The following is a 13,720-nucleotide window of genomic DNA, read 5'->3' as shown; positions in this document are numbered from 1 at the left end:
CTCGATCAGCACCTCGCCATCGCGCGGACCCTCGAGGTCCACCTCCATGATCTCCAGCGGCTTTCCGGCACCAACGGCAACTGCGGCGCGCGTCTTCATGAGGCATTCCTCCCAAGGCAATCGAAGAACTTCAAGTTCCGGCGGGCTTGAGGCCTGCCTCGCAACAAAAAATACCGCTCCCAAGCCGCAGTGAGTTCGCGATAATCGAACGGTCCACCTGATAAGTCTATTCTACAAAAGGTCCCCCCAACCCTCTCCCGCTTCGAGCCCGCTGCGTTATCGACGCGGTGCCGACCTAGGGCATCAATCCGGAACTTTCCGCGCGATTTCGGCAAGCCGTGATCCGCATTGTCGCTTGCCCCCGGACACGAGGCAAATTGGACTAAAGCAGAAAGCTTGCAAGGTTTGATAAATCCAGCACTTCCGCTAAGTTCGCCGCGGGCACCTTGGCTTGGCGCCGGTCCGGCACGATCGGGCTTCGGCGCAAGAACGGGCAGTGTTATCGATGACGAGCGCGGTGCCGAGCACTCTCGCGGCCTTTTTGTGCCTTCTTGTCCTGGTCGCCAACGTTTCCGGCGCGGCCGCCCAGGAAGCGGCGGGCAAGCAACCGATCGCAACGGCCAGGCCTGAAAAGAAGATCACCGAAATCAAGATCGGCTATTTGCGGGCTTACGCGCCGCAGCTGACGCTTTCGCTGCTCGACCAGCCGCCGAGTGACGAGGGTATTGCTGGCGCCAAGGTGGCGATCGGCGATAACAACACGACCGGAACGTTCCTCGGCCAGAAATTCAGCCTCGACATCGCCGAGGTAAAGCCGACGTCCGATGCGGTCCAGGCATTCGATGACCTGATCGCCAAGGGCGATCGTTATGTGGTCGCGGACCTCTCGGCCAGGCAGTTGCTGTCGATCGCCGACATCGCGCGCGACAAGGGTGTGCTGATCTTCAACATCGGCGCCACCGACGACAGTCTGCGCGAGGAGGACTGCCGCATAAACGTTTTCCACATCGCGCCGACGCGCAGCATGCTGGCCGACGCGCTGGCGCAGTACCTCATGGTGAAGAAATGGCCGAATTGGGTGCTGCTCTATGGCTCCCATGAACAGGATCATCTCTACGCCGATGCGTTGCGCCGCGCGGCGGCGCGCTTCGGCGCCCAGATCGTGGCGGAGAAGGAATTCAAGGATACCGGCACGGCAAGGCGCACCGACACCGGCGCCACGCAGATCCAGCAGCAGATTTCCGTATTCACGCAGGACCTGCCGGAGCATGACGTGGTGCTGGTCGCCGACGAAAGCGAGGTATTCGGAACCTATGTGCCCTACCGCACCTGGACGCCGCGGCCGGTCGCAGGCACAGCCGGTCTCGTGGCATCGTCATGGCACCCCGCGAGTGAGCAGTGGGGCGGCATCCAGATGCAAAGCCGCTTCCTGAGGACGACAGGCCGGCGAATGCTATCCAAGGACATGTCGGCCTGGACGGCCGTGCGGGCCGTCGGCGAAGCCGCCACGCGCACCAATGGCGACGATCCGAAAAAGATAAGCGACTACATCCGCTCGGACGATTTCTCGGTGGCCGCCTTCAAGGGACAGAAGCTGACCTTCCGCAAATGGAACCTTCAGCTGCGCCAGCCGATACTGCTCGGCGATGCCAAGTCGGTCGTCTCGACCTCGCCACAGGAGGGCTATCTCCACCAGGTTTCCGAGCTCGACACGCTCGGCGTCGACCAGCCGGAGACGAAATGCGCCCTTAGGTAAAATCAATCGGGAGGAATTTCGGTGCAGGGACGAGCGTGTGCACTCGCCTTTCTCGCGGCCGGCCTCATGGCAGGTCCGGCGTCGGCCTATACAGCCTATGTCTCCAACGAGAAGGACAACACCATGACCGTCGTCGACACGGCGACGATGAAGGTGATCAAGACCGTCGATGTCGGGCAGAGGCCGCGCGGCATCACGATCTCGCCCGACGGCAAGTTCGTCTATCTGTGCGCCAGCGACAACGACACGGTCCAGATCATCGATACCTCGAGCCTTCAAATAGTAGGCGAGCTGCCTTCCGGGCCCGATCCTGAATTGTTCGTGCTCTCACCTGACGGCAAGACGCTTTATATCGCCAACGAGGACGACAATCTGGTCACCGTCGTCGATGTCGAGAGCAAGGCGGTGCTTTCGGAGATCCCGGTCGGCGTCGAGCCGGAAGGCATGGGTGTCAGCCCCGACGGCAAGACCATGGTCAACACCTCGGAAACCACCAGCATGGCGCATTTCATCGATACTCAAAGCCATGAGCTGACTGACAACGTGCTGGTCGATACACGCCCGCGCTTCGCCGAATTCAAGCCCGACGGCTCCCAGGTCTGGGTCAGCGCCGAGGTCGGCGGTACGGTAAGCGTCATCGACAATGCCAAGCGGCAGGTCGTGAAGAAAATCCAGTTCGCGATCAATGGATTGCGGGCTGAAACCATCCAGCCTGTCGGCATCGCCATAAGCGCCGACGGCAAGAAGGCCTATATCGCGCTCGGCCCGGCAAATCATGTCGCCGTGGTCAACACCGAAACCTACGAGGTGGAAAAATACATCCTCGTCGGCCAGCGCGTCTGGCATCTGGCCTTCACCCCCGATCAGAAGACGATGATCACCACGAACGGCAACTCGAACGACATCACCTTCATCGACACGGCGACCGATGAGCCGGTCCAGTCGCTCACCGTAGGCCAGCAGCCATGGGGCGTGGCCATATCGCCCAAGTAGCGATCTTGCAGGCAAACCAGGAGGTCTCTTTCATGAAGATCCGTCGCGCGATTGCCTTCGCCGTTCTGGTCGGACTGACGGTTGTCCCACTCGCGGCCCATGCAGACGACGATGATGCCGCGAAGGTGACGCGATCCAGCAAGAACCTTCCCGAGCTGGTCCTGGGCTCCGACAAATCCAGCTACGACGTCAACCGGGCGGATTTCGAACTGGTCGCAGGCCAGGGCTATCGCTGGAAGATCTCTTCCCACGGCGGCTTCGAATACAAGTTCATGACCGATCTCTGGCGCAACGTCTGGATCGACCAAATCGTGATAAACGATCTCGAAGTGCACATGGCCGGCGCGCCGGCCTGGCTCGAATTCGACGACGCGGGAACCATATTGGTTCAGTTCCACACCGTGCGCCCCGGCGAATACACCTGGTCCGTTCCCGACCTTGCCGACAAGGGCCTCAAGGGAAAGATCACAATCAAATGAGAACGGGGCGATAAGCGTGCAGCATGTAAGGACAAGCGGATCGCGGGATGAGACGACGGCGCTCGACGTCGCCGGCGTCAGCCATTCCTATGGCCCGAAGCGGGCGCTCGACGACGTCTCGTTTTCGATCGCGCCGGCGACTTTCACTGCCCTGCTCGGCCTCAACGGCGCCGGCAAGACAACTCTGTTCTCGTTGATCAGCCACCTTTACGACACTCGCCGCGGATCGATCCGCATCTTCGGCCACGACGTCAGCCGTGCTTCCGGCGAGGCGCTCAGACGTGTCGGCATCGTGTTCCAGGCGCGAACGCTCGACCTCGATCTGAGCGTTTACCAGAACCTCTCCTATCACGCCTCGCTGCACGGCATCGGCCGGCATGAAGCCCGGCAGCGCATCACCGCCCTGCTTGAAACGGTCGACATGCAGGACCGCGAGCATGACAAGGCTCGTTCTCTTTCAGGCGGCCAGATGCGGCGCATCGAGATCGCCAGAGCACTGCTCCACCGCCCTTCCCTGCTGCTGCTCGACGAGGCGACTGTCGGTCTCGACATCCAGTCCCGTGCTGGCATTCTTGTCACCATCCGCAAGCTGGTCGAAACCGAGGGCATCGGCGTGCTTTGGGCCACCCATCTGATCGACGAGGTCGATGACAGCGACCACGTCGTGGTGCTGCGCCAGGGTGACCTGGTCGCCAAGGGCAAGGTGGCCGACGTGGTCAAGGCAAGCGGTTCCGGTTCGATCGGCGAGGCCTTTTCGAAGCTCAGCCGCAGCCAGGCGGCCAGCATCGCGGAGATCTCGCCATGAGCACTTCCGCAATGCCGGAAAAGGTTGCCGCCGTCATGCCGGCGGCGTCCGGCGCGTTCGGCCTTCGTCACTATCTCATCTGCCTCAAAGGTGTCGTCGTTCGGGAATGCCTGCGCTTCCTGCACCAGCGCGAGCGTTTCATCTCATCGCTGGTTCGACCGCTCGTCTGGCTATTCATTTTTGCCGCCGGATTCCGCCAGGTGCTCGGCGTTTCGATCATCCCGCCCTACAAGACCTACGTGCTCTACGAGGTCTACATCACGCCAGGCTTGTGCGGCATGATCCTGCTGTTCTCGGGCATGCAGTCTTCGCTGTCGATGGTCTACGACCGCGAGATGGGCAACATGCGCATCCTGCTGGTCAGTCCATTCCCCCGCTGGTACCTGCTGCTGTCGAAGATGCTCGCCGGCGTTTCCGTATCGATCGCGCAGGTCTATGCGTTCCTGATCGTTGCCTGGTTCTGGGGCGTCAAGGCGCCGCTGCTCGGCTATCTGTTCGTGCTGCCGGCCCTGTTCCTGTCGGGCATGATGCTTTGCGCGCTCGGCATGCTTTTGTCCTCGATGATCAAGCAGCTCGAAAACTTCGCCGGCATCATGAACTTCGTCATCTTTCCAGGCTATTTCGCTTCTCCAGCGCTCTACCCTTTGTGGCGTATCCAGGAAGCGAGCCCGCTGCTTTACAAGCTCTGCCTCGCCAATCCCTTCACCTACGCCGTCGAACTGATCCGCTTCGCCTTCTACGGGCAGGTCGATTGGGTGTCGCTGGGTGTCGTGGCCGGCTGCACGCTGCTGTTCCTGGGAGGCGCCATCATCGCCTATGACCCTTCGCGCGGCCTGATAACCCGCAAACAGGGAGGAAATGGTTGATGGAAAGGATGAGCCTTGTTCGCAGCCTGGTTGCGGCTGCAATGCTCGTGCCGCACGCCAGCGCCATGGCCGCGAACGCCGATCCGGACTGGCCCTGCGTGCAGCGCAAGGTGCCGCAGCTCTCACTCGGCCAGGTCTGGAACGGACCGGAGCTTCCGCCAGCGGCGAAGGACTGGGCGGAGGACCCTTCGGTCTCCGCCTTGGTCGAAGAGGTGGCGGCTCGCAGGCTGCAGATTGCGGACGCGCAGAAGAAGATCAGCGATTTTGCGGCCTCCCTGCCGGCCGAGCAGCTTGCGCCGAAAATGACGATGCTCGTGCAGGGCATGTTCGACCACATGGACGCCGAGCGTTCGCACGTGATTTCCGGCATTTCCCGATACGCCCACAAGCAGCTGGAAATGGCCGCCGCATTGCGCAAGCAAGCGTCCGATGTCGATCAGTTGCGGGCAAAACCCGACGCGGATCAGGACGAGGTCGAGCGGCGGACCGACCAACTGAATTTCGCGACGCGAATCTTCAACGAGCGTGTGCAGTCTCTGACTTACGTCTGCGATGTGCCGACCATAATCGAGCAGCGGCTTTATCAGTTGTCCAAGACTGTGTCGGAAACGCTTGCAGCGAAGAAATAGGGCCCGCTTGAAGCGCGTCGCGTCGAAACGGGTTCACGCGACGCGCTTCAAATTCTTGTTTTGATGCGTGTCGTTCCCAAAACCGCTGCGCGCTTTTGAGCGACATGCATTGGAAGCCCCGTCAGGTTCCCCGGCCGGGCAGCACACGCCAGCGCTGCACGAAATAGCCGGGATGTGTCTCCAACCAATGGGCGACAAGCGGCTGCGCCTGCATGAAAGCTACCCCGGGATTCATGGCTAGGCCGTCCGCCATTTCCTCGCGTTGCTCGCAGGTCTGCGGCACCGACGTCATGCAGACCATCATCACGATTGTATAAAGCATTGCCCCTTCCCCTTCGTATTCCCGAACCCCACGCCCGGGACGCGTAGCGATTTGTCGGCAGGGTTGGCTGCTCTTCCGTGTTGCCGAGAACTGCGTGCCCTACCCTTCCATAAGCAATAAGCAATATAACATGGGGGCCTGCCGACCACCATCGGCAGCAGCCCGTTCTTCACGCCCTTCCAGGCCCTTTTCGCACGATCTCGACGGCAGATATGTCAGGCGTTTCACTTCGGCCGTTTTCCGGCCGCCCACGCTTGTTGCGTCGGCGCGGCTTCATTCGCTTCGGCATGCGGATACAGTTTGCCGAACAGGGGCAGGTATGTTGCGCCCTTGCGCATCAGGAAGTCGTTGAAGGTCGCCATAGCCGGCGAGATCACGTGATCGGTACGCATCACCGAATACCATTGCCGGCGGATCGGCATGCCGACCACGTCGAGAATAACCAGCCGCCCGGCTTCCGTTTCCGCGGCAATGGTGTGGGCGGAGATAAATGCAATGCCGAGGCCTGCCATCACCGCCTGCTTGATCGTCTCGTTCGAACCCATCTCGACGCCGAGATCGTCGATCCGGCCAGGCACGTCGCTCAGGAATATCTCCAGCGAGATGCGCGTGCCTGAGCCTGGCTCGCGGATAAGGAAATGCTCCTCGGCGATCCTTTCCTTGGAAATGTCGCGTGCCGACGCTAGCGGGTGTTCCGGCGGCGCGATGATAACCAGCGGATGATCGCCGAAAACCGAAGCGCGCACCGAAACTTCCTTGGGCGGACGACCCATCAGCGCGATATCGATGTCGTGGCTCTTCAGGCTGTCGATTGTCTCTGCGCGATTGCCGATGGCAAGCCGCATATCGATGTCGGGATGCTCCTTCATGAAGCCGGCCATGAGCCGCGGCGCGAAATATTTGGCGGTGGAAACGACGCCGAGCCTCAGGCTGCCGGTGCGCACGCCCTTGATGGCATCCATCTCATCTTCGAGCAGGCGAAGCCGCTCCTCGATGGCCTGCGCCGCCTCGACGAAGGCCAGCCCTGCGGCGGTGGGACGCATGCCGTCCGACGTGCGGTCGAACAAGGCCAGCCGGAACTCCTCCTCCACTTGTCGCAACTGGATCGTCACCGCTGGAGGAGAAAGGCCTAACACCTTGGCCGCGCTGACGATTTTCCCGTGGCTGGCGATTGCCTGAACGGCCTTGAACTGCTTGAGCGTGAGGTTTTTCATAAGGTACAATAAATTCTTTTTACTGCCTAAGTAAAGTTATTGAATTTTACTTATCACGGATCCTTTGGTTCCATCTCCCCATCCTGCCTCGAGGAGACACGGCCGGGAGGTTACGATGCCAGCGGCAACGCTCGACGCTTTTCTGAACTCCTATCTCGGCGATCCGCCCGACGAACGCCGCAGCGCGGTCGTGGCCACCATCCGTCAGCTGACGCAAGCAGCCACCAAGGTCCGCAATGCCATCAACCAAGGGGCGCTCGGCAGCGCTTTTGCCGGGATCCGCGGCGCCAATGCCGACGGCGATGTCCAGAAGGATCTCGACATCTTCGCCGACGACATCTTCCTCGACGCCATGCGCCACGCTCCGGTCGCGCTCTATGCGTCTGAGGAGCTGGAGCAGCCGGTCCTGCTCGACAGGCAAGCTCCCCTCGCAATCGCCATCGATCCGCTGGACGGTTCTTCCAACATCGACACCAACGTGTCGATCGGGACTATCTTCTCCCTCCTCCCTGCAACTGGCGCGCCGGACGTCAATCCGGCCGCCTCTTTTCTGCAGGCAGGCGTGAGCATGCTGGGCGCCGGGTTCTTCATCTACGGGCCGCAGCTGGCGCTCGTTCTGTCGCTCGGCAGCGGCACGCATGCATTCGTGCATTCGACCAGGCTGGGCACCTTTGTCCAGGCCTACGAAAGCCGGATCATCCCGCAGCGGACCCAGGAGTTCGCCATCAACGCCGCCAATTACCGCCACTGGGACGAGGCCGTGCGCCTCTATGTCGACGACTGTCTGGAAGGCACCGAAGGTCCTCGGGAGAAGGACTTCAACATGCGCTGGATCGCCTCGCTTGTCGCCGACTGCTATCGCATATTGATGCGCGGCGGCGTGTTTCTGTATCCCGGCGACCAACGCAGGGGCTACCGCCAAGGCCGGCTTCGGCTGGTCTATGAGGCCAACCCGATTGCCTTCCTGGTCGAACAGGCGGCCGGTGCCGCGACCGATACGATCACCCGCATCCTCGAAATCCAACCCGAGAGCCTGCATCAGCGCATACCCGTGGTCTTCGGATCCGCGCGCGAAGTCGCGCGGATCGCCCGCTACCACACCGAACCCAGCGCCATCGGCGAGCGTGCGCCGCTGTTCAGCCGCCGCGGACTTTTCAGGGCCTGAGCGTCATGTCGGCAAAGCACCCCATCATCACCATCACCGGGTCGTCGGGCGCTGGCACAACCTCGGTAAAGCGCATCTTCGAGCTGATCTTCCGGCGCGAGAACATCGAGGCTGCCTTCATCGAGGGCGATGCCTTTCATCGCTACGACCGCATGGCTATGAAGGCAGAGGTCACCGCGCAGGAAAAGGCGGGCAACCCGAATTTCACACATTTCCATGCCGAGGCCAACGAGCTCGGAATCCTCGAAGGGGTGTTCGAGGAATACGGCCGCCGGGGGACCGGAAGGACCCGCACCTACGTCCATGACGAGGACGAGGAGAAGCTGTACGGCACACCGCCGGGCAATTTCACCGAATGGCGCGAGTTCGACCCAAGCGACCTGCTCTTCTACGAAGGCCTGCATGGCTGCGTCGTCACCGACAAGATCAACCTGGCCAGGCATGCGGACCTCAAGATCGGCGTGGTGCCGGTCATAAATCTCGAATGGATCCAGAAGATCCATCGCGACCGAGCAACGCGCGGCTATTCCACCGAGGCGGTGATGGACGTGATCCTGCGCCGAATGCCGGACTATGTCCGCTACATCGTCCCGCAATTCTCGCAGACCGCGATCAACTTCCAGCGCGTGCCGATCGTCGACACGTCCAACCCGTTCATCGCACGCTGGATTCCAACCCCCGACGAATCGATGCTGGTCATCCGTTTCGCCAATCCTCGCGGCATCGATTTCCCTTACCTGCTTTCAATGATCCACGACTCGTTCATGTCGCGGCCGAATTCCATAGTGGTGCCAGGCAACAAGCTCGACCTTGCCATGCAGCTGATCCTGACGCCGCTCATCCTGCAATTGATCGAACGCAAGAAGCGTGTGTCGTGAGGAGGACGCCATGACCAGCCTGGCAGCATTGAAGTCCGTCGCCGCCGCCGTCTCCGAGCGCGACATGGCGAACGCTATCCGCGCGCTGGCCATGGACAGCGTGCAGAAGGCCAATTCCGGGCATCCGGGCATGCCGATGGGCATGGCCGACGTCGCGACGGTATTGTTCGGCCGCTTCATCAACATCGACCCGCAAGTTCCGGACTGGCCTGATCGCGACCGCTTCGTGCTTTCAGCCGGCCACGGCTCGATGCTGCAATATGCGCTGCATTACCTGCTCGGCTACGAAGACATGCCGATCGAGGAATTGCAGCGGTTCCGTCAGCTGGGCAGCCGTACCGCCGGACATCCGGAGCATGGCCACGCGCTTGGCATCGAGACGACGACCGGTCCGCTCGGGCAAGGAATCTCGACCGCTGTCGGCATGGCGCTGGCCGAACGCATGCTTGCTGCCCGCCACGGCGCCGACCTCGTCGGTCACTACACTTATGTGATCGCCGGAGACGGCTGCCTGCAGGAAGGCATCAGCCACGAGGCGATCGACCTCGCGGGTCACCTGAAGCTCTCCCGCCTGATCGTCCTCTGGGACGACAACGCGATCTCCATCGACGGACCGACCTCGCTGTCGACATCGATGGACCAGCCAGCCCGGTTCAAAGCCGCGGGATGGCTTGTCCAGTCGGTTGACGGCCACGACATGGAGGCCATCGCTGCGGCAATCGACGCCGCGCGGCAGTCGGATCGGCCATCTTTGATCGCCTGCCGCACGGTGATCGGCAAGGGCGCGCCCAACCTGGGCGGCTCGGAAAAGACGCATGGCGCGCCGCTGGGCGATGCGGAGATAGCCGCGACGCGCGAGAACATCGGCTGGGCCTACGCTCCGTTCGAGGTTCCGGACGATATCCTTTGCGCATGGCGCGAGATTGCCGAGCGCGGGCAGGCGGCGCGGCGCGCCTGGGAGCAGCGGCTTGCCGCCTCGCCGCGGCGGGAGGCCTTCGAGCGCGCGATCGGCGGCAAGTTTCCCGACGCGGTGTTCGAGGCCCTTGGCGCCTTCCGCAAGGAACATGTCGAGAAGGCGACAAAGGTTGCAACGCGCAAAGCCTCCGAGATGGCGCTTGCCGCGATCAACGACGCAACCGAGCTTACGGTTGGCGGCTCCGCCGATCTGACGCATTCGAACCTGACGATCACCAAAGGCATGGATCGCATAGCGCGAGGCAGCTATGCAGGCCGCTACATTCACTACGGCATTCGCGAGCACGGCATGGCCGCGGCCATGAACGGCATCGCACTGCATGGCGGGTTCGTTCCCTACGGCGGCACCTTTCTGTGCTTCGCCGACTATGCGCGCGGCGCGATGCGGCTCTCGGCGCTCATGAGCCGGCGTGTCGTCTATGTGATGACGCATGATTCCATCGGTCTCGGCGAGGACGGCCCGACCCATCAGCCGGTCGAGCACCTGGCGATGCTGCGGGCGACACCGAACCTCAACGTCTTCCGTCCGGCCGACATCATCGAAACCGCGGAATGCTGGGAACTGGCGCTGAAGAGCGAGACGCGTCCGAGCGTGCTGGTGCTCTCGCGCCAGAACCTGCCGATGCTGCGCCCGGCACACAGCGACGAAAACCGGTCCAGCCGGGGCGCATACATCCTGCGCGAGCCATCCGAGCACCGCGCCGTGACGCTGATCGCGACCGGCTCGGAAGTCGAGATCGCCCTTGCCGCCGCCGAGCGGCTGCAAACCCAGCACGGCATCGCCGCCGCAGTCGTCTCGATGCCGTGCTGGGAACTGTTCGAGGAACAGGACGCCGATTACCGGAAGTCCGTCCTCGGTTCCGCGCCGCGCGTTGCCGTTGAGGCGGCCGCGCGTCTCGGCTGGGACCGCTGGATCGGCGACACGGGCGCTTTTGTCGGCATGACCGGCTTCGGCGCCAGTGCTCCCGCCCCGGACCTCTACCGGCATTTCGACATCATACCCGAAGCCGTCGTGGCAGCGGCGCTGAAGCTCATCATCTAGGAGGACCGACAATGGCCCGCATCACCCTTCGCCAGCTTCTCGACCATGCCGCCGAGCACGGCTACGGCGTGCCGGCGTTCAACATCAACAACATGGAACAGGGCCTCGCCATCATGGAAGCAGCCAGGGCCTGCGACGCGCCGGTGATCATCCAGGCCTCGCGCGGCGCCCGCTCCTATGCCAACGACATCATGCTGGCCAAGATGATGGAGGCGCTGACCGAGATGCATCCGGCCATTCCACTGTGCATCCATCAGGATCACGGCAACAGCGAAGCCACCTGTCTTTCGGCGATCCGCCGCGGCTTCACATCGGTGATGATGGACGGCTCATTGATGGCGGACGCCAAGACCCCGGCGACATACGACTACAACGTCGCTATCACCGAGCGCGTCGCGCGCATGGCGCATTGGGTCGGCGCTTCCGTCGAAGGCGAGCTCGGCGTGCTCGGCTCGCTGGAAACCGGCCACGGCGAGGTCGAGGACGGTCACGGCGCAGAGGGCGCGCTATCGCACGACCAGCTCCTGACCGACCCCGACCAGGCGGTCGACTTCGTGACCGCCACCCGCGTCGATGCGCTGGCGATCGCCTGCGGCACTTCCCACGGCGCTTACAAGTTCACGCGCAGGCCGGACGGCGACATCCTGGCCATGCAGGTGATCGAGGCGATCCACGAGAAGCTGCCGAACACGCATCTGGTCATGCACGGTTCGTCCTCCGTGCCGCAGGAACTGCAGGACATCATCAACAAGTATGGTGGCGAGATGCCCCAGACCTTCGGCGTTCCGGTCGAGGAGATCGAGCGCGGCATCCGCCACGGCGTGCGCAAGGTCAACATCGACACCGATTGCCGCATGGCCATGGCCGGACAGTTCCGCCGCATTGCTACGCAGGATCCGCGCGAATTCGATCCGCGCAAATTCCTCAAGCCAGCCATGGATGCCTTGCGCGACCTCTGCCGTGATCGTTTCGAGCGCTTCGGCACTGCGGGCAGCGCCTCGAAGATCAAGGTCATCGCCATGGACGAGATGGCGAAACGCTACGCCGCGGGAAAACTCGACCCGCAAATCGCAACCGCGAAAGCCGCCTGAGCGGCGGTCCGCCAAAAAGGAAGGGACCAGCGCCATGCCCAACAGATCCGAAACCGTAACCGGCAAGGACCGCTACAGATCCGGTGTCATGGAATACAAGAAGATGGGCTATTGGGAGCCCGACTACGAGCCGAAGGACACCGACATAGTCTCGGTGTTCAGGATCACGCCGCAGGACGGCGTCGACCCGATTGAGGCCGCCGCAGCCGTCGCCGGCGAATCCTCTACCGCGACCTGGACGGTGGTCTGGACCGACCGGCTGACGGCGACGGAAAAATACCGCGCCAAGGCCTATCGGGTCGACCCGGTGCCGAACGCCCCCGGGCAGTATTTCGCCTATATCGCCTATGACCTCGACCTGTTCGAGCCCGGTTCGATCGCCAATCTTTCGGCGTCGATCATCGGCAACGTCTTCGGCTTCAAGCCGTTGAAGGCGTTGCGGCTGGAAGACATGCGTTTTCCGGTCGCCTACGTGAAGACCTTCCAGGGTCCTGCGACCGGCATCGTCGTCGAGCGCGAGCGCCTCGACAAGTTCGGCCGCCCGTTGCTCGGCGCCACCGTCAAGCCGAAGCTTGGCCTTTCGGGCCGCAACTACGGCCGTGTCGTCTATGAGGCGCTGAAGGGCGGGCTCGATTTCACCAAGGACGACGAGAACATCAACTCGCAGCCCTTCATGCATTGGCGCGAGCGTTTTCTCTACTGCATGGAGGCGGTCAACAAGGCGCAGGCCGAGACCGGTGAGATCAAGGGGACCTATCTCAACGTCACGGCGGCCACCATGGAGGACATGTACGAACGGGCCGACTTCGCCAAGGAACTCGGCTCCAACATCGTCATGATCGACCTCGTGATCGGCTACACGGCAATTCAGTCGATGGCGAAATGGGCGCGCAGGAACGACATGATCCTGCACCTGCATCGCGCCGGGCACTCGACCTACACGCGGCAGAAGTCGCACGGCGTCTCCTTCCGCGTCATCGCCAAATGGATGCGGCTTGCCGGCGTCGACCACATCCATGCCGGCACCGTCGTCGGCAAGCTGGAAGGCGATCCCGCGACGACAAGGGGTTACTACGACATCTGCCGCGAGAACCATAACCCGATGAAACTGGAGAACGGCATCTTCTTCGACCAGAACTGGGCGTCGCTCAACAAGCTGATGCCGGTGGCGTCGGGAGGCATCCATGCCGGCCAGATGCATCAGCTCATCGACCTGCTCGGCGAAGACGTCGTGCTCCAGTTCGGCGGCGGCACCATCGGCCATCCGATGGGGATCGCTGCCGGCGCCACGGCCAATCGGGTTGCCCTCGAATGCATGATCCTCGCCCGCAACGAGGGCCGCGACTATGTGCGGGAAGGACCGCAGATCCTGGAGAACGCAGCCAAAACCTGCCTGCCGCTGCGACAGGCCCTCGATGTCTGGAAGGACGTGACATTCAACTACGCCTCGACCGACACGCCGGACTTTGTCCCCGTGGCAACGGCCGCCGAATAAGGAGACGGAC

13 protein-coding genes are annotated in these 13,720 nt (G+C 62.4%); 11 read left to right on the top strand and 2 right to left on the bottom strand.

What is annotated here, in order from left to right; genetic code table 11:
• Positions 1–505 precede the first annotated feature (505 nt).
• The 6 genes from EN853_RS15290 to EN853_RS15265 all read left to right on the top strand — a co-directional run bounded on the left by EN853_RS15290 (position 506) and on the right by EN853_RS15265 (position 5,528).
• Positions 506–1,756, top strand: coding sequence for an ABC transporter substrate-binding protein (locus tag EN853_RS15290; RefSeq protein WP_127860587.1), 1,251 nt, complete (start codon positions 506–508; stop codon positions 1,754–1,756).
• Positions 1,757–1,822: 66 nt separating this feature from the next.
• On the top strand, positions 1,823–2,749 hold the full coding sequence (locus tag EN853_RS15285; protein ID WP_167524484.1) for a YVTN family beta-propeller repeat protein: 927 nt from the start codon (positions 1,823–1,825) through the stop codon (positions 2,747–2,749).
• Between the two features lie 32 nt (positions 2,750–2,781).
• Positions 2,782–3,228, top strand: coding sequence for a hypothetical protein (locus EN853_RS15280; RefSeq protein ID WP_127860585.1), 447 nt, complete (start codon positions 2,782–2,784; stop codon positions 3,226–3,228).
• A 16-nt stretch (positions 3,229–3,244) separates the two neighbouring features.
• The gene (locus EN853_RS15275; RefSeq protein WP_127860584.1) at positions 3,245–4,033 is read left to right on the top strand and encodes an ATP-binding cassette domain-containing protein; all 789 of its coding nucleotides are present in this window, start codon (positions 3,245–3,247) and stop codon (positions 4,031–4,033) included.
• A gap of 35 nt (positions 4,034–4,068) precedes the next feature.
• Positions 4,069–4,899 carry an ABC transporter permease gene (locus EN853_RS15270; RefSeq protein ID WP_167524485.1) on the top strand — a complete coding sequence of 277 codons (831 nt, stop codon included), beginning with the start codon at positions 4,069–4,071 and terminating at the stop codon, positions 4,897–4,899.
• 98 nt (positions 4,900–4,997) lie between these two features.
• A complete protein-coding gene (locus tag EN853_RS15265; RefSeq protein WP_245517001.1) occupies positions 4,998–5,528 on the top strand; it encodes a hypothetical protein in 531 nt (176 codons plus the stop codon).
• Positions 5,529–5,649: 121 nt separating this feature from the next.
• Here the strand turns inward: EN853_RS15265 and EN853_RS15260 are convergent, their stop codons facing one another.
• A complete protein-coding gene (locus EN853_RS15260) occupies positions 5,650–5,850 on the bottom strand; it encodes a hypothetical protein (RefSeq protein WP_127860581.1) in 201 nt (66 codons plus the stop codon).
• 224 nt (positions 5,851–6,074) lie between these two features.
• Complete coding sequence (locus EN853_RS15255) at positions 6,075–7,064, bottom strand: LysR family transcriptional regulator (protein ID WP_127860580.1); 990 nt, start codon at positions 7,062–7,064, stop codon at positions 6,075–6,077.
• A 115-nt stretch (positions 7,065–7,179) separates the two neighbouring features.
• Here EN853_RS15255 and EN853_RS15250 point away from each other — a divergent pair, with 115 nt between their 5' ends.
• Genes EN853_RS15250 through EN853_RS15230 form a run of 5 tightly spaced genes read left to right on the top strand, consistent with a single transcriptional unit; the run spans position 7,180 to position 13,710 of the window.
• Entirely contained in the window at positions 7,180–8,229 is a 1,050-nt protein-coding gene (locus tag EN853_RS15250; protein ID WP_127860579.1) for a class 1 fructose-bisphosphatase, read from the top strand.
• 5 nt (positions 8,230–8,234) lie between these two features.
• The gene (locus tag EN853_RS15245) at positions 8,235–9,107 is read left to right on the top strand and encodes a phosphoribulokinase (protein WP_127860578.1); all 873 of its coding nucleotides are present in this window, start codon (positions 8,235–8,237) and stop codon (positions 9,105–9,107) included.
• Positions 9,108–9,117: 10 nt separating this feature from the next.
• The gene (gene tkt, locus EN853_RS15240) at positions 9,118–11,124 is read left to right on the top strand and encodes a transketolase (protein WP_127860577.1); all 2,007 of its coding nucleotides are present in this window, start codon (positions 9,118–9,120) and stop codon (positions 11,122–11,124) included.
• 11 nt (positions 11,125–11,135) lie between these two features.
• Positions 11,136–12,215, top strand: coding sequence for a class II fructose-bisphosphate aldolase (gene fba, locus EN853_RS15235; RefSeq protein ID WP_127860576.1), 1,080 nt, complete (start codon positions 11,136–11,138; stop codon positions 12,213–12,215).
• A gap of 34 nt (positions 12,216–12,249) precedes the next feature.
• Complete coding sequence (locus EN853_RS15230; protein WP_127860575.1) at positions 12,250–13,710, top strand: form I ribulose bisphosphate carboxylase large subunit; 1,461 nt, start codon at positions 12,250–12,252, stop codon at positions 13,708–13,710.
• Positions 13,711–13,720 lie beyond the last annotated feature (10 nt).

Origin of the sequence: Mesorhizobium sp. M1C.F.Ca.ET.210.01.1.1, from assembly GCF_004791585.1 — a bacterium.
Classification (GTDB): Bacteria; Pseudomonadota; Alphaproteobacteria; order Rhizobiales; family Rhizobiaceae; genus Mesorhizobium.
The sequence above is the reverse complement of the archived record's forward strand: the minus strand, read 5'-3'. Positions and strand labels throughout refer to the sequence as shown.